This is a genomic window from Pseudoalteromonas sp. SG43-5 (genome assembly GCF_014164345.1).
GTDB lineage: Bacteria > Pseudomonadota > Gammaproteobacteria > Enterobacterales > Alteromonadaceae > Pseudoalteromonas > Pseudoalteromonas distincta.
The window spans coordinates 25272-47698 of the sequence record NZ_JACJFA010000012.1; the positions used below are offsets into that span (position 1 = coordinate 25272).

A 22427-nucleotide genomic window follows, 5' to 3' on the forward strand; every position below is an offset into this window, starting at 1 on the left:
CCTAAATCATGTCTATAGGGTCTACGTCTAAGCTCCAGCGTACTTTTTGTGCAAGTTTACTTGAACTTAAATAATCAACCATTTGCGCAAGGTACTGATGTAATATGCGGCGATCTTGCGCTTGAATATGTAATTGAAAACGATACATACCTGCGACTTTTTCAAGTGGAGCAGGGATCGGGCCGAGCAATTGTATACCAGATACCCCATTCACAGGAACCAAATCCGTCAAAAAATCGACGACTAGCTTAATGCTGTGTCCTTGTGCACGGACAATAGCCATATTTGTAATGGGTGGTAAGTCTGCATCATCGCGTTCACTCAGTGCAAAGCGAGCAAAGTCTTGGTAACCATTATTAACTAAGTCTTGTAAAAGCGGGTGTTCTGGAAAGTGTGTTTGTAATAATACTTGCCCAGGCTCCCCTGAACGCCCAGCTCGCCCCGCGACTTGAGTAACTAACTGTGCTAAATGCTCTGTTGCCCTAAAGTCGCATGAGTATAAACCGCTATCTACGTCTAAAATTATAACAAGGCTTACATCTGCAAAGTGATGGCCTTTGGCAAGCATTTGTGTGCCTACTAAAATGCGTGCACCGCCTAGGTTTATTTCATCTAGTGCTTTTTCAAGGCTGCCTTTACGGCGAGTTGAATCGCGGTCTATGCGAGTAACGGGTGTATCTGGAAACTCGGTCGATAAAAACTCTTCAATTTGCTCTGTACCTTTGCCATTTGGAAATATTTGCGTACTTCCACAATCAGGACATTGGTGAGGAACAGGGTATTGATCGCCACAGTGATGACAAATCATTTGCCCAATCGCTTTATGAAATGTGGCGCTGGTACTGCAGCGTTTACATTCACTTAGCCAGCCACATTCATGGCAAATAAGAGTGGGTGAAAAACCTCGGCGATTTAAAAAAACCATAACCTGTTTACCGCGATTTAAGTGTTGGCGCATAGTTGCAAGGCTTGCATGTGCAATACCTGCTTGGTCGGGTTGGCCTTTCATATCGAGTAACTTAAATTGGTTATCTGTCGCAGTTTGCGCGCGCTCGGTTAAACTTAGTAGCTGATATTTGTTATTAATTGCTTTGTGAAGTGTTTCAAGTGCGGGTGTAGCACTGCCTAATATAAGTGGTATTTTATGCTGAAAAGCTCTGTATGCGGCCAAATCACGAGCATGGTAACGAAGGGTATCTTGTTGCTTAAATGATGAATCGTGCTCTTCATCGACAACTATCATACCGAGTTTTAAAAATGGCAGAAAAATACTCGAACGTGTGCCTATAACTATTGCACAACTGCCTTTTTCGCAAAAACGCCATGTTTGCAATCGCTCGTTGTCGGTAAGGGCTGAATGCCAAAGCATAATGGGTGTATCAGGAAAGCGGCGACGAAAACGGTTTACAGTTTGTGGCGTTAAGCCTATTTCTGGCACTAATACTAATGCTTGCTCGCCACGTTTGAGTACTTCTTCTAGGCACTGTAAATACACTTCTGTTTTACCACTGCCAGTTACGCCTTCTAATAAAAAGCTGCTAAATCCACTACTTTGATTTATTGCCGTACAGGCAACCGCTTGTTCTTTATTAAGTACTGGTTTACTACCGACAGTTGGAGCAACACTTTGCCATTGGTTATCATGCTCAATAGTTTGTGTTATGAGTTCTTTATCTATTAGGCTATCGATTGTTTTTTTACTAAAGCCAAGAGCTTTTAATTCGGTTAACGATGATTTCCCCGATTGCGATAACTGCTTTAATAAATTGAGCTGTGTTTTAGCTTTTAATGACGGTACTTTTGCACCTTTTTCTGTCAGGGCAACCATATTAATACTGGTTTTATCTGGCGATTCACCTTGGCGAAGTACACTCGGTAGCGCTATATGAATAGTTTCGCCTAAGGGGTAGCAATAATAGCGGGCAGTAAAGCTAAGGAGTTCTAAATGTTGGGCACTTAAAATAGGGGTGTCGTCTATTACCTCTATAATATTCTTAATTTTATTTAAAGGGACGTCGGTACTGTTTTTAATGCCCAGAACAACAGCCACTTTTTTTTGATTACCAAAAGGCACTAAAACCCGCATGCCCGGAAGTATTGGGGTTGATAAGCCACTGAGCTGCTCTTCTATTTTATAATCAAAGGTGCGTGGAAGCGGGACTTTAATAGCAACTTCAACAAAACTCATAACAACTCAACCCGTAAAATTAATGCTGTAATGTACTAAAAATACCGCTAAAAACCTACTAGCAATAGTACTTGAGAAAGAGATTGTTCACTTTTTTAGCGAAAAGATAAATAAATACTTGTGCAGGGGAAGGTTGTTGGATAAAATCCGCCACCAACAAATTTGTTTTAACGACGTATGGTGCCAGACTTCGGGTTTGGAGAGCGATGCGGCCTTAACTAGAGGTTCCTATGAAAGAAGGTATTCACCCTAAGTACGAAGTAATTTCTGCAACATGTTCATGCGGAAACAAATTCGAAACTAGCTCAACTCTTTGTAAAGACATTCACTTAGACGTATGTTCTGCGTGTCACCCGTTTTACACTGGTAAGCAAAAGATTTTAGACACTGGCGGCCGTGTTGATCGCTTCAACAAGCGCTTCGGTGCACTTAGCAGCAAGAAGTAATTATTGCTGTTTAGTTAAAAAAAGCACCTTAGGGTGCTTTTTTTGTGTCTAAAATTTACTACTTCTTATCTTATTTAGCTTGCTCGAGCTACATCACACCTTGCATAACTATTTCCTATTCTTATTCTGAGTATGCATAAACCTTTACAGACAAATGAATAGATATTCTCTATATTTTAAATAGTACAAATTTTAACTAGGTTGATAAAAGTAGCTAACGTGGGCTTATCTGTTTTTAAAGTAGTGTAGTAGGCTGTTATTTTAAGTTTATGATGATGTGTTAAACATACATTTTTTTAATATTTTAATAGACATAAACACACCTCAAAACTTACTTTTTTGGTGAATTTTTATTTATCAAATGTTTATATAATCCTGCAAAGTTACTGAAAAACCTCTTAAAATTAAAGGATATAGCATATAACAGGATAGACCTGATATTGCTTGGAATTTAAAAATAATAAGGGTATCGTACCCCAAGACTCCACCTCTCACTTTAACTTAAATTGCAGGATACCATCGCGTTATGTCTGACTTTCGTGAACAAGCACTACATTATCACTCACATCCCGTACCTGGTAAAATTAGCATTGAGCTAACAAAACCAGCTGAAACAGTTCAAGACTTAGCCCTAGCTTATAGCCCTGGCGTCGCTGAACCTGTACGTGAAATTGCCGCAGATCCTGCAAATGCATATAAATATACCGGTAAAGGTAACATGGTTGCGGTTATCACTAATGGTACTGCAATTTTGGGCTTGGGTAATTTAGGTCCTCTAGCGTCTAAACCCGTAATGGAAGGCAAGGCGTTATTGTTTAAACGTTTTGCAGGGCTTGATTCTATTGATATTGAAGTAAAGCACAAAACAACAGAAGACTTTATTAACACGGTGGCCAATATTGCTGACACATTCGGTGGTATTAACCTTGAAGATATTAAAGCACCAGAGTGTTTTGAAATTGAAAAAGCATTAATAGAGCGTTGTGGCATTCCTGTTTTTCATGATGATCAACACGGCACCGCCATTGTTACGGCTGCCGGCATGTTAAATGCACTAGAAGTACAAGGTAAATCAATTGAAGATGCAATAATTGTATGTTTAGGTGCAGGCGCTGCTGCAGTTGCGTGTATGGAACTGTTAATTAAGTGTGGTGCACTGCGTGAACACATTTATATGCTTGACCGCAAAGGTGTTATTCATACTCGTCGCGATGATTTAAATGAATATAAACAGCTTTTTGCTAACAATACCGATAAACGCACATTGCAAGATGTAATTGCAGATGCTGATGTGTTTGTTGGTGTTTCGGGTCCTAACTTGTTAGCTGCCGAAGATTTAAAACTAATGGCAGAAAAACCGGTCGTGTTTGCATGTTCAAACCCAGATCCAGAGATCGATCCTGCACTTGCTCACGGCGCACGCAACGATTTAATTATGGCAACAGGGCGCTCTGATTACCCTAACCAGGTTAACAATGTTTTATGTTTCCCGTTTATTTTCCGTGGTGCACTTGATGTACGTGCAAGCGCGATTAACGATGAAATGAAAATTGCTGCAGTTGAGGCTATTCGTAGTATTGCCAAAGAGCCTGTACCTGCAGAAGTTTTAAAAGCCGCAGGCGTAGATAAGCTAGAGTTTGGTGCGCAGTATATTATTCCAAAACCAATGGATCCGCGTTTACTACCGCGTATAGCTAAAGCTGTAGCACTTGCTGCGGTAGAGTCGGGTGTTGCGCAAATTGACTTGCCTGAAAACTATATGGCGTAATATATAACGCTTAAACAAAAAAACCTCAGCAATGCTGAGGTTTTTTGATTAAAAAGGTAACGATTTATTCTTCGTTTAAAATAGGCACTTCTAAACCCATTTCTTGCATTATCTTTTTAACTTCTTCTGGTACTTTTTCTGCGTTGTCTTTACGTAGGTCATCGTCATTTGGTAAAGGTTGGCCAGTAAATGCATGCAAAAACGCCTCACATAGCAATTCACTATTTGTTGCATGGCGAAGGTTGTTGATTTGACGACGCGTACGCTCATCCGTTAAAACTTTTAATACATTTAGTGGGATCGAAACGGTGATCTTTTTAACTTGCTCTGATTTTTTCCCGTGTTCTGCGTATGGGTGAATATACTCACCATTCCATTTAGCCATAAGATGTATCGTTGCCTCAGATTATTAATTTCTCACACGGTATAAAAAGCGTGTAAATATGCGTGAAATTCTATCGATTTAAAAAAGATAGTCAAATAATAGATACCGATCTATCTTAATAAGCCTATTTGGGATGTAAAAATAAGCTCACTTTTGTGAGCTAAAATGTGATACTAGCAAACGCCTTACCTAACTTTAGCCATCTAGAGCTTTAAAACCCTTTGACTTATTAAAACGGATAACTTACTCTTTTAGACGTCTAAACATCCAAATTAATCAGGTGACGAATATGAGCGAAAAAAACAAAGCGACCATTGCTGTACGTAACGGCGTTGATGCTGATAAACATCATGGTGCAGTGGTGCCGCCAATTTATTTATCAACGACTTATTCGTTTGCCGACTTTGATACTAAGCGTGAGTATGATTATGGCCGCAGTGGTAACCCTAATCGTGATATTTTAGCAGAGACGCTTGCTAAGCTTGAAGGTGGCGCTCGTGGCATAATTACGGCCACTGGTATGGCTGCCGTGCATTTAGCTACTCAGCTACTTAACAGTGACGACACGTTAGTAATTCCACATGATTGTTATGGTGGAAGCTATCGTTTATTTACATCGTTACAAAAACGCGGACTATTGAAGCTTGAAGTATTAGATTTAACAAAAGAAAAAAGCCTTCAACAAATTTTAGCAATTAAACCTAAGCTTATTTGGATAGAGACTCCAAGTAACCCAGTACTTCGTTTAACCGATATTAAAGCGGTTACCGATGTTGCTAAGCAATGCGGTGCATTGGTTGCCGCAGATAACACGTTTTTGTCTCCTGCCTTACAAAACCCTATTAAGTTTGGTGTAGATATTGTGGTGCATTCAACTACTAAATATATTAACGGGCACTCAGATGTAGTGGGCGGCGCTGTTATTGCTGCAACACAAGAGCTTGGTGATGAGCTTGCTTGGTGGGCAAATAATATTGGTATTACGGGCGCTCCTTTTGATAGTTATTTAACGCTTCGTGGTCTACGTACTTTAAATGTGCGCTTAAGGCAGCACCAAGAAAATGCGCTAGCAATAGCTGAGTACCTTGAAAGCTCCAATTTTGTAAGCCAAGTTTACTATCCTGGACTTGAGTCGCATCCTCAACATGAACTTGCTAAAGCACAACAACTTGGCTTTGGTGGCATGGTTAGTTTTGATATTAAAGGCGATATAAACGACGCGGCAGCATTTTTAACTAGCCTTAAAACGTTTAGTTTAGCTGAGTCACTAGGTGGCGTAGAGAGCTTAATTTGTCACCCTGCAACTATGACGCACGCAGGTATGGAGGCAAAGGCACGTTTAGAAGCGGGTGTGGGCGATACGCTTATTCGTATTTCGGTTGGGATTGAAGATATACACGATTTAATAGCTGACTTTGAACGAGTATTTGAACTTGTAAAACCAGGGCAAAATAAAAATGTTGGCCGTGTAGGCAAAGGTGCTGGCACTTCTGGTGGAAACGTTAAATTAAGTGCAGCCCGTCCAGCGCTTTGGTAATTAATACCAATCCGCAATAATACCTAATCAATTTGAGGGATTAAACCGCACGATAACATCGTTAAAAATTCCTAATATAGAACAACTAAATAACGAAATTTTTGCCTTGTTATCGATACGGTTTTCTTACCTCAAAATAGACAACTTAATTAAGCGAATTGGTATAAATATGGTCAATTGTGTACATAAATTTGGTGGTTCAAGCTTAAGCTCTAGTGAGCGCTATCAAAGCGTAGCTAAAATAATTATTGGGCATACTCAGCCGGGCGACTGTGTTGTGGTATCTGCTGCAGGTAAAACTACAGATACACTTGTGTCGTTGTGGCAAAGTTATCAACTGCAAGACACGCAAGCTGTCGCTGATATTTTACTGCAGTTAAATAACCATCAAAGCGATTTAATTGAGCAGTTATTACAAGCTGATTTAAAGCGCTGCGCACTTAGAACACTAAATACCGAGCTTAGTAATATTGCAGAACTTGCTCAAGCTGAGCAGCTAAAAGAGGCTGCGTTACTTGCGCATGGGGAACTGTGGTCAGCACGTTTACTCGCTACTTATTTACAGCAGTTAAATATTGAGGCGTGTGCTCAAGATGCCCGTAGTCTTTTTACCTTAAACGATGGTGAATTAATGCATGCGCAAAATGCGCAGCAATGTCGACAGTCAATTTTGCCTAATAAGATAAATGTTGTTACTGGGTTTATTGCCGCCGATACGAAAGGTGAGACCGTAACACTTGGACGCAACGGTAGCGATTATAGTGCAACACTACTTGCAAATTACTGTAATGCTAAGCAAGTATGTATTTGGACCGATACACAGGGAGTGTTTAGCACTGATCCTCGTAAGGTAAAAAAAGCGATTAAATACGGCAAAATTTGTCGCGGGCAAGCTAATTTATTAGCTCGTTTGGGTAACCCTGTATTACATGCAAAAACACTATCGCCACTTAAAAACACAGATATTAAGCTAGCTGTTCGTAGTAGTTTTGATGTGCAAGCAAGCCCAACAGATATAGTAAAAGAAGGTTCAGCAAAGAAAAAGCGTTTTATAACCACGCTGCAAAATGTTGATTTGTTAATGGTTGAAGGATTAAGTGAAGGTGAGGTCGCAAGCGTTAGTCAGCTTATTCAGCATAGCCTTCATCATTTTAACCATAATGGTGAAGTGTATTTAGTAGTACCGGCTGCACAAACATATCAAGTTATTAATTACTTTGCTGGTAGAGCTAATATTAGTGAGTCAAATTTAAATGGCTGTGCAATTATTGCCCCTGAGCAAGACGTTAGCGTATTAAAACTGCAAGCTTTAGAAGTATTAGCTGAGCAGACTATAAAACCGCGTTTTGTGCATCAAGATAATGGTTATGTTTTATTACTAACAGACCAATTTATAGATAGCGATATACAAAGCGCCTTACACGATAAGCTAATCAATAAAGGCCAAGAAATAGCCGTTATAGTTGCGGGCCTTGGCAATGTAGGCGATGCTTTTATTGAGCAGTTATCGGCACAATTTGAGCGTTTATCAGACGACTTTAGTATTAAATTGGTAGCGCTGGTTCGCTCTAAACATATGTTATTTAATGCAAGTGGCATAAATATATCGCAATGGAAAACTCAATGGCAGCATGAGGCGAATAGCTATGAAGCTGCGGATTTACTTAATGCGATAAGCGAGCTTGACTACGAACATAAAGTTTTAATTGATATTACTGCAAGTGAGCAGTTTAGCTTTTTATATACAGATTTTGTAGACCGAGATTGTCATTTAATTAGTGCTAACAAATATGCAGGTACAGCACCTACTTCTTGGTATAAAGCACTTCGTAGTAACCTTGGCGAACGTAATTTACATTGGCGATATAATACAAGTGTAGGTGCAGGCTTGCCTATCAATTTTGCTTTGGCTGATTTGCAAAATAGTGGTGATAAAATTACGCGTATTGAAGGCGTGTTCTCGGGTACACTTTCGTGGTTATGTAGTAAGTATGATGGTACCACTGCTTTTTCTGAGTTGGTATTAGAAGCACAGAAAATGGGGTTCACAGAGCCTGACCCTCGCGAGGATTTATCTGGACGAGATATGCAGCGTAAGTTACTTATTTTAGCCCGAGAGTTAGGTATAGAGCTTGAGCTTGATGATATTAGCTTATCGGCATTAATGCCCGGTGAGCTTGCGCTAGGAAGTTGGGAAGACTTTCTAAACAATAAAGCCCAGCTAGATGCGTTCATTGAAGAGCATGCTGATACAGCAAAAGCTAATAACTCAGTACTGAGATACACAGGCCTATTAGATATAACAAAAACTGAAGTTATCGCTAAAGTAGGAGTTACGTATGTGCCCAATGGGAATGCGTTAGCAAACCTTACACCTGGCGATAATATTTTTGTAATTAATAGCAAATGGTATAGTGATAACGCGCTTGTGATTCAGGGGCCTGGGGCTGGGAAAGAAGTAACCGCTGCGGGTGTACACTCTGACTTATATTGGCTTGTTCAAAACTTAAAATAAGCGATTATTTAAATTAAAACGGCAGCTTAAATAAGCTGCCGTTTTTGTATTACAGAGATATTATTAAAATAGCTCTTCTTCGGTTTTTGTGTCTTCTTCAAATATATCGTTTGGCTGAGATAGCACATACTTTGTCGGTGCAGTGCCTTTTTCGAAGTATTCAAAGCGGCTGGTGTAGTCATTTTTGTGGCTTAGCAAACCAGTGGCTAAATCAATACGAATCGAAACAAGCCCCTCAGGTGGCTCAATTGGCGCTTCAGGTGTTCCCTCAAGTGCGGCTTTCATAAATTCAATCCATGCAGGCTGCGCTGTTTTAGCCCCCGATTCAGCACCAGATATTTGGCTGCTATCTAAGTTGTTATTGTACGTAGAACGACCAAGAGCGTTACCTGGGTTATCAAAGCCCACCCACACAGAAGTCATTACTTTACTGTTAAAACCACTAAACCAGGTGTCTACAGAATCGTTAGTTGTGCCTGTTTTACCCGAAAGATCACGACGTTCTAAAGCTTGTGCGCGCCAACCTGTACCACTCCAACCCGTTTTATGGGCCCAACTACCGCCGCCCCAAATACCACTGTGCATTGCATCAGCAATTAAAAAAGCATTCTGCTTAGAAATAATTCTCGGTGCACATTTTTTTGTTGGCTCCACTTCATCACTACTATTATGAAGTGAGAATTCATTATGTGTTGGTAAAGACTCTTCGTCACAGGCAAGGGCAGGGTTTGCTTTGAACAATACATTACCGTAAGCATCTTGAATTTCTGAAATAAAGTAAGGTTCAATTAAGTGGCCACCATTGGCAAATGCACTCATGCCACGGGCAAGTTCAAGTGGAGTAATGGAAGCACTACCCAGTGCTAGTGATTCACTGCGATTAATGTCTGAATCTTTAAAGCCAAACTTTAATAAATGATCAGCTGTACGTTGTAATCCAACGCCGCGTAGTAAGCGCACCGAAATAACGTTTTTAGACTGTGCTAAGGCACGGCGAATTCTTATCGGACCATTATATACAGCAGGGCTGTTTTTAGGACGCCATGCTACGCCTTGGCTTTTATCCCATTGGTTTATAGGAGCATCGTTTAATATAGACGCAAGCGTGTAACCTTTTTCAAGTGCTGCTGAATATATAAAAGGTTTTATATTAGAACCTACTTGACGCTTTGCTTGTACCGCTCGGTTATATTGACTTTGTTCAAAGCTGTAACCACCTACAATAGCTTTAATTCTGCCATCTTGTGGGTCGAGTGACACAATAGCACTTGATGCTTCTGGTATTTGGCTTAGTAAGTAGCTGTCATCTTCATTTTTACGCACCCATATTTGCATTCCTGGCGTTAAAATATCTGTAGCTGCTTTTGGAGCAAAACTTTGGCGGTAACGAGTAATATATTTACGCGCCCATTTTAAGTTATCCCAAGTAAGAGTTGTGCGCTCGCCACTTTTAAGTAATACCGACGCTGTTTTATCATTAACACTAAGCACGGCTGCTGCTTTCAAAGTACCCAACTCATTTACGCTTTGTAATTTATTGAGTATTTGTTGCTCAGTTAAAGCAGGTTGTGTTTCAGGGTCCCATAAAACATCTGTTGGTCCTCTAAAACCATGGCGCATATCGTAATTATGTAAGTTATTTACAAGTGCGTTTTGCGCTGCTTTTTGAACTTTAGACTCTACCGAGGTGAAAATTTTAAAACCTGAGTTGTAAGCTTTATCTATTCCATAACGCGAGACCATTTCAGCGCGCACCATTTCAGAAATATACGGGGCGTATAAATTTATTTCAGCACCATGAAAATAAGCGGTGATAGGTTGGCTCGTTGCTTCGTTATATTCTTCTTGAGTAATATAATTTTCAGTTAATAAACGCCCTAAAACAACATTTCGGCGTGCTTTTGCACGCGTTGGGTTACGAATTGGGTTTAAAGCTGAAGGGGCCTTCGGTAAACCTGCAATCATCGCCATTTGTGCAAGTGTTAAATCTTTTAACTCCTTACCGTAATAAACTTGTGCTGCAGCACCAATACCAAAAGCGCGATTACCTAATTCTATTTTATTAAGGTAAAGCTCTAAAATTTCGTCTTTTGTTAATACACCTTCAATATGTAGCGCTATAAATATTTCTTTAACTTTACGAATATATGCTTTTTCGCGAGTTAAAAAGAAATTACGAGCAAGCTGCATAGTAATAGTACTTGCGCCTTGTTTTTTCTCGCCGGTAGATATAAGAACAATAGCCGAACGCACAATACCTATAGGATCTATGCCTATATGATCGTAAAATCGATTATCTTCTGTCGCTAAAAATGCATTAATGAGTGTTTGAGGAATTTCATCAATAGTCACTGGAATACGACGCTTTTCACCAAATTGATTGATTAAAAGCCCATCTTTTGTGAATACTTGCATAGGAGTTTGTAATTGCACGTCTTTTAAAACTTGCACACTGGGGATATCAGGTTTAACGTAGTAATAAAGACTGACCAAAGTGATCAGACCAATTAACACACAAATGATAAAAAATTGTAAAGTTCGTTTTAATAAAATCACTTATATTTCCCTAAATGGACTCCCAATTGCGAGTTTTGACTGCTAGTATATATTGATTAAAAAATGAATAATATTTTTTCAGATAAAAATTATAACTTGTTTATTATTAAAACAAAGGCCAAGTTGAAACATGCTAAGTCAACTATTTCAAAAACCGTCCCCGATGATGGTAGGAATTGATATTGGATCGCACTCTATCAAAGCGGTGCTTTTACGTGAAATTGAAACTGGATTTCGACTAGAAGCACTTGCAATTGAGCCGATGCCAAAAGGTGCGATGAGTGAGCGCACAATCCAAGATATTGAAGCGATTGGTAACGTTATTACAAAATTAAGAAAAAAATTACCGAAGTCGTTAAAATCTGCTGCAGTGGCTGTTTCTGGCCAAACAGTTATTACAAAAGTGATCTTCATGGATGTATCGTTAACAGATGCTGAACTTGAATCGCAAATTGAAATTGAAGCTGATAGTTTAATCCCTTACCCACTTGATGAAGTGAGCCTCGATTTTGAGAAGCTTTCGACGAATGAGGCCGATCCTAGCAAAATGAATGTTTTGCTTTCGGCTGCTCGTACTGAGAGTGTTGAAGCACGGGTGGGCGCTTTAGAAGCCGCAAATTTAGAGGCCAAAATAGTAGATGTAGAAAGCTACGCATTGAGCCGTGCTATGGACGTTTACTATCAACAATTACCTAGCGATGCATTTAATAAGTGTGTGGCTGTGGTCGATATTGGCGCAGTTTTAATGCTTGTGAGTGTTGTGCAAGCTGGGGAAACCATTTATACCCGTGACCAAGTTTTTGGTGGCGATCAATATACAAATAGTATTGTTGCTTATTATAATAAAGGCTTTGATGAAGCCGAAATAGGCAAAACATCAGGTGATTTACCGCCAAACTATACCTTTGAAGTATTAGCCCCTTTTCAAACTTCGTTACTTCAACAAGTTCGCAGAGCTGTGCAAATGTTTTTAACAACCAGTGGTAAAGAGCAAATAGATTATATTGTATTAACGGGCGGTACATCGATGATAAAAGGTATCGACCGATTGCTTATTGAAGAACTCGGTATCCACTCAGTTGTTGCAGAGCCTTTTGTAAATATGGAAATTTCCCCAAAGGTAGACCGTAATATAATGCAGCGTCACAAAACGCAGTTTGCAATTGCAACAGGGTTGGCATTAAGGAGTTTTTCAACATGCCACATATAAATCTACTGCCTTGGCGTGAATCACAACGCGAAGAATCGAAAAAGAAATTTGTAACTATACTTGTTGGTGTCGTTATACTTTGTTTTGCAAGTATGTATTTATTAAGCTCTTTTTATAGTGCCTTAAAAGACGGTCAAAACTTAAAGAATAATTATTTAAGCTCAGAAATTAGCATGCTAGATAAAAAAATAAGTGAAATACGAAGCTTAGATAAAAGAAAGGAAAATTTACAACAGCGTATGAGGCTCATTGAAGAATTGCAAAGCAGCCGTAACTTGGGTACGCAAATAATGGATGAAGTTGCCAAAATAGTGCCTGGCGGTGTTTATTTAACAAAACTGGAGCGCAAAGGCAGCCAAATACATGTTTTAGGACGTAGTGAATCTAATAATCGTCTATCAACAATGCTCCGCCAAGTACAAAGCTCATATTTACTAGAGAATCCTTCAATGCAGGGCATTGTTGCAGGCGATCAATCTTCGCGTTTACTTAGTGATTTTAATATGGAATTTTATGTAAAACCATTTGATAAAATTGGTGAGGTTAGCGATGAACCTTGATTTTAAAGCACTGAGTGAAATTGATTGGAATGAAATAGAGCTTGATAACATTGGTGATTGGCCAATTGCTGTTAAAGCAATTTGCTGCACATTTGTTGCGGGCCTTGTATTGTTTTTTAGTTATAGCCTATTAGTTTCTGATGAAATTGACAGCTACCATAGTGCCGTGGCAAAAGAAGTTGAACTACGAACAACTTATCGAACTAAGTATGCAGTAGCGAGCAAGCTTGAAATATATCGTCAACAAATGATTGAAATGGAAGATAAGTTTTCCCAGCTATTAAAGCGTCTACCCACTTCGAATGAAACTCCTGGTTTACTTGATGATTTATCATATGTTGGGACAACGAGTGGTCTGACTTTTTTAAAAATAGGTTGGCTGCCAGAAGTTGAAAAAGAATTTTATACCGAGCTGCCTATTAAAATCGAAGTAATAGGTAGCTACCATGAGTTTGGTGAGTTTGTAGGTAAAGTGGCCCAGTTACCCCGAATTGTAAGCTTACATGACTTTTCTATTTTATCATCGGGCGATAAACAGTTAACATTCAGTGTTGTTGCAAAAACATATCGTTATGAAGAAGGGGTTAAAAAATGAAGCTCCTTCGCGTAGTACCTTTAGCTATAGCGTTTGTTTTAGCTGGTTGTAATGATGACACTTCTGAGCAAAAAGAATTTATTGATCAGGTAAAAGCAAGCACCACACCAAAGGTTGAGACGATTCCTGAACTGACAAAGTTTGAAATATTTGAGTACAGTGCTGGTCAGCTACGTAGCCCGTTTGTAGCGCCTCAGCCTGAGATTATTCAAAATAAACTAACGCAAGTAAAAAACTGTTTGCACCCAGATCAAGAGCGTCGCCGCGAACCGTTAGAGAAATACCCGCTAGATAATTTAGCAATGAAAGGCACAATTGGCTCTAGTGGACAAATATGGGCATTAATTACAGCAACAGATGACACTTTGCACCGCGTAACGGTAGGGAATTATCTTGGAAGTTATGATGGCAAAGTAAAAAGAGTAAGCAACGACTATATAGAATTAGTGGAATTAATCCCTGATGGGTCTGGCTGTTGGAAAGAGCGCCTGACGAAATTAGAAATGTTAGAGGCGGCAACAGATGGCGCAAATTAATAATAAAAAAGGTAAAAATAGGATGCATAAGGATGTACTTTGGCTTCATCGTATTTCACGGACATTACTGGCTGCTGTTGCTTTAGTCACTGTAAACTCAGCCATAGCTGGGCCATTGCTTTATGATGTTCGTTATAATCCATTACTTAAAGGCGAAACTGAATTACAGCTTGTTTTTGATGAAGAGTTAACCTTTGAACCAAAAGTTCAAGTGTTTAATAGCCCAGCCCGAATCGAAATGTTTTTTGATTCTGCAGAGTTAGAAGTTGGTTTAAATGATGTTGAAGTTAATCAAGCTGGAATTAGCAGTGTTACTAATGTTTTAACTAACAGTGGTTTAAAGGTAACGGTAAACTTAGATAGATTAAAAATTTATGAGACTGAAGTTCATAATAATTTAGTATCGATACGTGTCTCTGATAACCCTCTTACAGAAACTGAAAATGAAGATGTAGTGATGGATTCAGGTGATGTAAGTGGAAATTACATTAACCGTATCCAGTCAATTGATTTTAGACGTGGTGAGAAGGGTGAAGCAAAAGTACTTGTATTTTTACAAGACACTCAAGCTGCAATTGAAGTCCATGAAAGTGGCGGGAAAATTTACGCTGACTTTCATCACACCGATATTTTAGACGATCTACTTTATGAATTAGATGTATTAGATTTTGGAACTGTTGTCAGTAATATCGAGACTTTTAAAGAAGATGGTTTAAGTCGTGTTGTTATCGAACCTAATGCTCAGTTCACATTTACGTATCAGCAAATAGATAATATTTTAACGTTGACAGTAGAAAAAGATGAAACGCAAAATGCGTACTTAGATGGTGGGGTTGAGTATCAAGGTCGCCCTATGACCTTAAATTTTCAAGATATCTCTGTGCGTGCAGCACTGCAAATTATCGCGGGTTACAACGACTTTAACTTAGTAACCAGTGATTCAGTAACGGGCAATATAACGCTGCGCCTAGATGGTGTACCGTGGGATCAAGCGCTTGACGTAGTACTACGTATTAAAGGGCTTGATAAGCGCATGGATGGCTCTATATTAATGGTAGCGCCTGCAGAAGAACTTGCAGCACGTGAAGCCAAAGATTTAAAAGCTAAACAGCAAGTTGAAGACTTAGAGCCTCTATATAGTGAATACATCCGATTAAACTATGCTAAAGCCGAAAATTTTGCTGACTTATTAAAAACAGATACAAACAGTATTATAACTGCCCGTGGTAGTGTATCTGTTGATCAACGTACAAATACTTTGTTAGTAAAAGATACTGTTAAGAGTATAGAAAATATTCGTCGCATGATTGAAACGCTCGATATTCCAGTGCAGCAGGTTGTAATAGAATCTCGAATGGTAACGGTACGCGATAACGTTACCGAAGACTTAGGCGTACGTTGGGGCTTTAGTGACCAAGGCAGTAGTGTTGGTATTTCAGGCTCTCTTGAAGGCGCAGAGGGTATTTATAATGCGACATCTACTTCAAATGCACCAAGTATTTCAGACCGATTAAATGTAAATTTACCTATCACTAACCCTGCGGCTAGCATTGGCTTACACATAGCAAAACTGGCTAACGGTACGCTGATTGATTTAGAACTAAGTGCGCTTGAGGAAGAGAATAAAGGCGAGATTATTGCTAGTCCACGTATCATAGCGGCTAATCAGCAAAAAGCCCGAATAGAGCAAGGTACTGAAATTCCTTATACTGAGTCAGCTTCAAGTGGTGCTACTACCGTAAGCTTTAAAAAAGCGGTACTGAGCTTAGAAGTTACACCTCATATCACACCTGATAATAAAGTAATTCTAGATTTAATTATTACTCAAGATACACGTGGTGATACTGTACAAACAGGTACTGGTGAAGCGGTGTCTATTGATACTCAAGAAATTCAAACACAAGTGTTAGTCGAGAATGGCCAAACCGTAGTACTCGGTGGTATTTTCCAACAGCAAATCATTAATACTACGAGTAAAGTACCAATTTTAGGTGACATTCCTTACGTAGGAAGACTATTTAAAACCACAAGTGAGTTTAATGAAAAGCGTGAATTACTTATTTTCGTGACACCGAAAATACAAATTGATTAAAATACAGTGGTTTTATGTTAACCAACGGGTGATTATTTAGATTAATTGCTCGTTATATGGCTTTTTATTCTAATTGACTTGAAATACCCCTGCAATTACTGAGATAATCCCCTCCTTAATTTTGGGGCCAGGTCGTTAGGCGGGGTTTTATTTCAAATTTTAGAGTTTGTTTGTACTAAAAGATATGGCTGAGAAACGTAATATATTTCTAGTTGGCCCCATGGGGGCTGGCAAAAGCACGATTGGTCGTCACATCGCTGACCAATTACACCTTGAATTTGTTGATTCTGATCAAGAAATCGAACGCCGCACAGGTGCAGATATTGCATGGGTATTCGATCTTGAAGGTGAAGAAGGCTTTAGACTTCGAGAAGAGTCTGTTATTGGCGATTTAACCGAGATGCAAGGTATTGTACTTGCTACCGGTGGTGGTTCAGTAATGAGCAAAGAAGTTCGAAACAAGCTTTCGGCTCGAGGTATCGTTGTATACCTAGAGACACCTATAGAAAAGCAAGTTGCACGCACGCAACGCGACAAGCGTCGCCCATTACTGCAAACTGAAGAAGCACCTCGTAACGTACTAGAGCGCTTAGCTGAAGAACGCGAGCCCCTATACAAAGAAGTTGCCGATTTTGTTGTACGTACCGATGAGCAAAGCGCTAAAGTTGTTGCTAACCAAATCATCGAGAAATTAGATTTTTAAAAACCAATAATAAGGAAATAACTAAGCATGCTTAAATTAACAGTTAATTTGGACGAGCGAAGTTATCCTATTTATATTGGGCAATCTGCACTTCAAGATAATGGCCGCCTGGTTCACCACATTGGTGATTGTCGGCCTATCATCATTACTAATGACACAATAGCGCCTTTATATTTACAAGGGTTACTTGACTCATTAGCAGATCAAAATCCGCTATCTTTTATTATTCCTGACGGTGAACAATATAAATCACTTGAATGGTTTGAAAAAATATCAGCATTTTTACTCCAAAATAACTGTGGCCGAGATACGTGCTTAATTGCGTTAGGTGGCGGTGTTATAGGTGATCTAACTGGTTTTGTAGCGGCGTGTTATCAGCGCGGCGTACCGTTTATTCAAATACCAACGACAGTGCTTTCACAGGTTGACTCATCGGTAGGTGGTAAAACGGCAGTAAATCATTCTTTAGGTAAAAATATGATAGGGGCATTTTATCAGCCTCAAGCGGTTTTTATTGATACACAAACATTACACACCCTACCAGCAAGAGAGTTTGCAGCAGGTATGGCTGAAGTAATTAAGTATGGTCTGATTTACGATACCGAATTATTTGCATACTTAGAGCGAAACGTAGCTAATTTGCAGCAACTAGATGAAACATGCTTACAGCATATTATTTTTAGATGTTGTGAAATAAAAGCACTTATAGTTGCGCAAGATGAAAAAGAGCATGGTTTACGTGCTTTATTAAACTTAGGTCATACATTTGCCCATGCAATTGAGGCAGAAATGGGCTACGGCGTTTGGTTACATGGCGAAGCTGTTGCAACAGGCATGGTATTAGCAGCTAAACTTGCCAAGACACGCCAAGATTTAAGCGCAAGTGAAGTTGATCGAATTATTAAGTTGCTTGAGCTATATAATTTACCAACAGAAATTCCGAAGCAAATGACTAGCGAGCAGTTCCTAACGCATATGCGTAAAGACAAAAAGAATAAAAGAGGCACTATACGCTTTATTCTACCTACCCAATTTGGCCAGTGTGCATTAGTTGATGATGTCTCTGATGACCAAGTTAGAGACTTAATCGAGCAGTAAATGCAGTCACAAATTTTACCAAGCCGTGCGGCTTTGGTGGATAGAATCGCACTGCAATTTGAGTACGGACAAAATTTAATAGTTTTACTTGGCACATCGGGGCTAGGTAAAAGTTATATGCTCGAAACCTTCATTACAGATAAATACAATGACTTTAATAAAGCGTTTGTGCAAGTAAGTGCACAAATGACTGACGCTCAGCTAATGAGCGATTTATTAGAGCAAAGCTTTAATTCCCCTTTAGTTGATCATAATTTAAGTTTACCTGAAAACTATTACCAGCTGCTTGAGCAACAGCAGTGCGGACCTTGTTTATGGGTGCTTGATGGCGGTAGGCAATTATCTGAAGAGATACTAATTGAGCTTGAGCTGCTTTCTAAAAATAGCCCTAATACGTTGTATATCATAATTGCATCACAGTCTAAACTTGCTTTAAATGATGCTGTCGAAATTTACTTGGAGCCACTGACGCTTCGAGAAAGCAAGATGTTATTGCAGTGGTACTTTACTGATTTACCTTATGATGAAGACCCTGTCTTTAGTACTTTTTTAGCCGAGGCTCATGGTAACCCCAGTTTATTGCTTGCTTGGCAACCTAGTGAGCACATAGCCGATATTATCGTTAAAGATAAAGTATCTTGGCGATTGCACTTATTGATTTTGATGTTGTTAATTATGCTTTTAATTATTGGTCTGCTTTATAAGTCTGATATGACGCAGTGGTGGCAACAATATTATCAGCAGGAAGAAACACAAGTCCTAAATACAGCAATATCTGTAGAGGAAGTGAGTGAGCCGGTTATAAAGCAAAATGACTCAGTAGTTACCTTAAATGACCCTGAAGGAGTTGAGCCAGATATTGAGCCTGAGAGCGTACACATTAATGATGTGCCTGCTATCATGCAAAGTCTTACCGAACCTGCAAATACCGTTAAGGTATTAGATAATGCTATTGATAATAGCGTTAAAAACAAAAGCAGTGAAGCAGGTGACGTTGTATCTAAAGCTCTAAAAGTAGAGAAAGTAAATACAGCAGAGCAAACTCAGATCAGCCAAGATAATATTTGGTACATGCAGCAAGCAGATACAAATAGTGTTATTCAATTATTAGCGGTAACTCAGCAGGAAGTTCGCGATAATTTCATTGCTCAATTCAATCTACAGCAGCAAGCACACACTTACCAAACGAAGCGAAATAATCAAATATGGTGGGTTGTTACATTTGGCAGCTTTGAGAGTATAAACGAGGCAAAATCAGCAATGGATACTTTACCCCCTGGGGTTAGAAAAAATAAACCTTTCTATAAAAAAATTAGTAAAATAAAGCAAGAAATAGCAGTCGTTGATCAGTAAAACACACTGCTTTAGTGTAAAATCGCGCAACACCAGATTGAAGTAAAGAGCCAATGCAGCAAAAAAGTAGAGCCTTCCTTAAATGGGCCGGCGGAAAATACAGCCTAGTTGAAAACATTAATGCGCGATTAAACCAAGCTAGCAAGCATGCTGATACTTTGGTTGAACCTTTTGTTGGTGCAGGCTCTGTGTTTTTAAATAGTGACTTTAAGCACTATATCCTCAACGATATCAATGCAGACTTAATTAACTTATATAAAGAGCTTAAAAGCTCTCCAGATGAGCTTATTAGTGACGCTAAAAAGCTATTTGTTGATTTGAATAATCACGCAGATGCGTATTACGAATATCGTGTGCAGTTTAATCAAAGCCGTGATGTATACGAACGTTCAATCTTGTTTTTATACATGAACCGCCATGGTTACAACGGACTGTGTAGGTATAATTTAAAAGGCATTTTTAATGTGCCTTTTGGTAAGTATAAAAAGCCTTACTTTCCTGAAAAAGAAATGTATTTTTTTGCTGAAAAAGCACAAAAAGCAACGTTCACTTGTTTAGATTACGATGACGTTTTTAAGTTAGTGCCTAACAATGCTGTTATTTATTGCGACCCACCTTATGTGCCATTAAGTAAAACCGCTTCTTTTACGTCATACGCTAAAGGGGGTTTTAATTTAGATGATCAGGCTAACTTAGCTAATTTGGCAGAACAAGCCGCATTTGAAAATAACACGCCTGTGCTTATTTCAAACCACGATACCGTGTGGACGCGTAAAATTTATAGCCAAGCATCGCTTGAACAAATTCAAGTAAAGCGCACTATTAGCCCCAAAGGTGGCTCTAGAAATAAAGTTGACGAGTTGATGGCTATGTATTTAGCACCCAAGCAACCACTGCGTAAATTGCGATAACAAAAGCAACAAATAGTACAATCGCAATTAAAATGATGGATAAAGGGGAGTGTTGTTTAAAATCGACTTGGCGTTTATTTTCAGACTGAACACCAAAAAATGCAGCTAGCACACTTTGCAACGCGCTAAAAAATTGTAGCATTATTTAAAATAAAGGTTTTAAAGAAGGAGCGTTTTTAGAATCTTCAGAACTAGTAAGTAGTTCCAGTAAATCAAGGTAATGAAACTGAGCACTACGGCTATCGCCAGTTAACCACGAAAACCATGATGACTCTTCTTCAGCTTTAATACACGCAGTTAAAGTGTTTTGAGCACTTACCACTTGTGTATTATGACAATTACTCACTGAGCTTAATTCTTGCTCAGAGCTTGAACCAAAGCTAAACGCCCCGATAAGCAGTAATGCCGACGCAATTAATATCCCAATTTTAAAAGCACGCATGATGAAATCCAATAATTTGTTACTTTTTTAATCATAGCAAATATTGGTTAAATATCAAACTTAAAGTTACCTAAAATGGGGGCTATTACACCATATTACTTGGGTAACATCTTCAATTAAGTTACATTAACGCAATACACTATTTATTGATGGAGTTAATCATGTTTAACCCAGAGCAAAAATATTTAATAGCCCCTTCTATTTTGTCTGCTGATTTTGCAAAGCTAGGCGAAGATGTTGATAAAGTTCTCGAAGCGGGTGCTGATGTGGTTCACTTTGATGTAATGGATAATCACTATGTACCTAATCTCACAATTGGTCCTATGGTGTGTAAAGCACTAAGAGATTACGGTATTACAGCACCTATCGACGTACATTTAATGGTTAAGCCTGTAGATAGCATAATACCTTTATTTGCTGAGGCTGGTGCTTCTATTATTACTTTTCATCCTGAAGCCAGTGAGCACGTCGATCGTACAATACAGTTAATTAAAGATCACGGCTGTAAAGCAGGCTTAGTGTTTAACCCAGCAACAAGCCTAAGTTATTTAGACCATGTTATTGATAAGCTAGATACTATTTTACTAATGTCGGTAAATCCTGGGTTTGGCGGGCAAAGCTTTATCCCTCATACGATTGAAAAATTACGCCAAGCAAAACAGCGTATTATTGAATCAGGCCGAGATATTCGCTTAGAGGTTGATGGTGGTATTAAAGTCGATAATATTGCAGCAGCGGCTCGAGCGGGTGCTGATATGTTTGTTGCAGGCTCAGCTATTTTTAATCAACCTGATTACAAAGTAGTGATTGATCAAATGCGTGAGCAGCTTGGAAGTGTTAAGTAATGAAGTACGATGTCGCCTTATTTGATTTAGATGGTACTTTGGTTGATAGCGTTTACGACTTGTATATCGCTATTAATTTAACCTTGAGCGATTTTGCTTTTCCTATTGTTAGTCAACGCTTGGTTGAAAGTTGGATTGGTAATGGGGTTGAAGTCCTTGTAAAACGCGCTTTGAGTGGCGATATGCAAGTGAGTGAAAATTTAGATGAGTCACTTAGTGGCAAAGCAATATTACAGTTCTATAAGTATTATGAACAGCAAGTTGGTGAGTATAGTGTTTTGTACCAACATGTAGAAACAGGGCTTGCAGCACTTCGCGGTATGCCTAAAGCATTAATCACTAATAAGTCTCGAATTTTTACAGAGAAACTACTCGAAAAATTGGCACTAACGAGTCATTTTGATGTGGTTGTATGCGGTGACGACATGGCAAAAAAACCATCGCCAGAACCATTGCTATTTGCCTGCAAAAAACTAAATGCGGAGCCTAATAAAGCAATAATGATAGGTGATTCTAAAAGCGATATACTTGCAGCTAAAGCCGCTAATATAGACGTAATTGCACTTAGTTATGGCTATAACCAAGGTGAAAATCTTGAGGATTATAATCCGCAGTACCTATGCGATAACTTCTTAGATATAATACCTGTTCTAACGCAGCGTTAAATATTATTCATTAAGCAAAATA

Annotated in this window: 20 protein-coding genes; 15 read left to right on the forward strand and 5 right to left on the reverse strand. The window is 39.0% G+C overall.

Annotated features, from left to right (window positions below):
* Position 1 precedes the first annotated feature (1 nt).
* Positions 2 to 2188: a primosomal protein N' gene (priA, locus tag H5161_RS13065; RefSeq protein ID WP_154903921.1), complete on the reverse strand. Its 2187-nt coding sequence runs from the start codon at positions 2186 to 2188 to the stop codon at positions 2 to 4.
* A gap of 230 nt (positions 2189 to 2418) precedes the next feature.
* Here priA and rpmE point away from each other — a divergent pair, with 230 nt between their 5' ends.
* Positions 2419 to 2634: a 50S ribosomal protein L31 gene (gene rpmE, locus H5161_RS13070; RefSeq protein WP_002958369.1), complete on the forward strand. Its 216-nt coding sequence runs from the start codon at positions 2419 to 2421 to the stop codon at positions 2632 to 2634.
* A 526-nt stretch (positions 2635 to 3160) separates the two neighbouring features.
* Positions 3161 to 4402, forward strand: coding sequence for a malic enzyme-like NAD(P)-binding protein (locus tag H5161_RS13075; protein WP_182769482.1), 1242 nt, complete (start codon positions 3161 to 3163; stop codon positions 4400 to 4402).
* A 64-nt stretch (positions 4403 to 4466) separates the two neighbouring features.
* Here H5161_RS13075 and metJ read toward each other — a convergent pair whose 3' ends face one another.
* Positions 4467 to 4787, reverse strand: a complete 321-nt coding sequence (metJ, locus tag H5161_RS13080) for a met regulon transcriptional regulator MetJ (protein ID WP_002958371.1) — start codon at positions 4785 to 4787, stop codon at positions 4467 to 4469.
* A 289-nt stretch (positions 4788 to 5076) separates the two neighbouring features.
* Between metJ and metB the strand changes: the two genes are divergently transcribed.
* Entirely contained in the window at positions 5077 to 6324 is a 1248-nt protein-coding gene (metB, locus tag H5161_RS13085) for a cystathionine gamma-synthase (RefSeq protein ID WP_182696193.1), read from the forward strand.
* Positions 6325 to 6493: 169 nt separating this feature from the next.
* The gene (gene metL / locus H5161_RS13090; protein WP_182696192.1) at positions 6494 to 8839 is read left to right on the forward strand and encodes a bifunctional aspartate kinase/homoserine dehydrogenase II; all 2346 of its coding nucleotides are present in this window, start codon (positions 6494 to 6496) and stop codon (positions 8837 to 8839) included.
* Between the two features lie 63 nt (positions 8840 to 8902).
* On the opposite strand, the gene H5161_RS13095 is transcribed toward metL, so the two are convergent.
* Positions 8903 to 11395, reverse strand: coding sequence for a penicillin-binding protein 1A (locus H5161_RS13095; RefSeq protein ID WP_182712150.1), 2493 nt, complete (start codon positions 11393 to 11395; stop codon positions 8903 to 8905).
* A gap of 130 nt (positions 11396 to 11525) precedes the next feature.
* Between H5161_RS13095 and H5161_RS13100 the strand changes: the two genes are divergently transcribed.
* The 9 genes from H5161_RS13100 to H5161_RS13140 all read left to right on the forward strand — a co-directional run bounded on the left by H5161_RS13100 (position 11526) and on the right by H5161_RS13140 (position 20453).
* Entirely contained in the window at positions 11526 to 12605 is a 1080-nt protein-coding gene (locus tag H5161_RS13100) for a pilus assembly protein PilM (protein WP_024596029.1), read from the forward strand.
* Positions 12593 to 13165 (forward strand): PilN domain-containing protein, encoded by a 573-nt coding sequence (locus H5161_RS13105; RefSeq protein ID WP_002958376.1) that lies wholly within the window; start codon positions 12593 to 12595, stop codon positions 13163 to 13165. The genes H5161_RS13100 and H5161_RS13105 overlap by 13 nt, the downstream gene beginning before the upstream one ends.
* Positions 13155 to 13760 (forward strand): type 4a pilus biogenesis protein PilO, encoded by a 606-nt coding sequence (locus H5161_RS13110; protein WP_024596028.1) that lies wholly within the window; start codon positions 13155 to 13157, stop codon positions 13758 to 13760. Before H5161_RS13105 ends, H5161_RS13110 begins: the two co-directional genes overlap by 11 nt.
* On the forward strand, positions 13757 to 14296 hold the full coding sequence (locus tag H5161_RS13115; protein ID WP_002958378.1) for a pilus assembly protein PilP: 540 nt from the start codon (positions 13757 to 13759) through the stop codon (positions 14294 to 14296). Before H5161_RS13110 ends, H5161_RS13115 begins: the two co-directional genes overlap by 4 nt.
* The gene (locus H5161_RS13120; RefSeq protein ID WP_182769483.1) at positions 14283 to 16388 is read left to right on the forward strand and encodes a type IV pilus secretin PilQ; all 2106 of its coding nucleotides are present in this window, start codon (positions 14283 to 14285) and stop codon (positions 16386 to 16388) included. Before H5161_RS13115 ends, H5161_RS13120 begins: the two co-directional genes overlap by 14 nt.
* A 184-nt stretch (positions 16389 to 16572) precedes the next feature.
* Positions 16573 to 17091: a shikimate kinase AroK gene (aroK, locus tag H5161_RS13125; protein WP_004589350.1), complete on the forward strand. Its 519-nt coding sequence runs from the start codon at positions 16573 to 16575 to the stop codon at positions 17089 to 17091.
* A 27-nt stretch (positions 17092 to 17118) separates the two neighbouring features.
* On the forward strand, positions 17119 to 18189 hold the full coding sequence (gene aroB / locus H5161_RS13130) for a 3-dehydroquinate synthase (RefSeq protein ID WP_182769484.1): 1071 nt from the start codon (positions 17119 to 17121) through the stop codon (positions 18187 to 18189).
* Complete coding sequence (locus tag H5161_RS13135) at positions 18190 to 19542, forward strand: SPOR domain-containing protein (RefSeq protein WP_182753516.1); 1353 nt, start codon at positions 18190 to 18192, stop codon at positions 19540 to 19542.
* Between the two features lie 53 nt (positions 19543 to 19595).
* Complete coding sequence (locus H5161_RS13140; protein WP_002958383.1) at positions 19596 to 20453, forward strand: Dam family site-specific DNA-(adenine-N6)-methyltransferase; 858 nt, start codon at positions 19596 to 19598, stop codon at positions 20451 to 20453.
* Here H5161_RS13140 and H5161_RS13145 read toward each other — a convergent pair.
* Both H5161_RS13145 and H5161_RS13150 read right to left on the reverse strand, forming a co-directional pair.
* Positions 20410 to 20595, reverse strand: coding sequence for a DUF2970 domain-containing protein (locus tag H5161_RS13145; protein ID WP_002958384.1), 186 nt, complete (start codon positions 20593 to 20595; stop codon positions 20410 to 20412). The genes H5161_RS13140 and H5161_RS13145 overlap by 44 nt on opposite strands.
* 3 nt (positions 20596 to 20598) lie before the next feature.
* The gene (locus tag H5161_RS13150) at positions 20599 to 20895 is read right to left on the reverse strand and encodes a hypothetical protein (protein WP_002958385.1); all 297 of its coding nucleotides are present in this window, start codon (positions 20893 to 20895) and stop codon (positions 20599 to 20601) included.
* Positions 20896 to 21056: 161 nt separating this feature from the next.
* On the opposite strand from H5161_RS13150, the gene rpe reads away from it, so the two are divergent.
* Positions 21057 to 21740, forward strand: coding sequence for a ribulose-phosphate 3-epimerase (gene rpe / locus H5161_RS13155; RefSeq protein WP_182753514.1), 684 nt, complete (start codon positions 21057 to 21059; stop codon positions 21738 to 21740).
* Complete coding sequence (locus H5161_RS13160; protein ID WP_182738468.1) at positions 21740 to 22405, forward strand: phosphoglycolate phosphatase; 666 nt, start codon at positions 21740 to 21742, stop codon at positions 22403 to 22405. Before rpe ends, H5161_RS13160 begins: the two co-directional genes overlap by 1 nt.
* Positions 22406 to 22427: the final 22 nt, after the last annotated feature.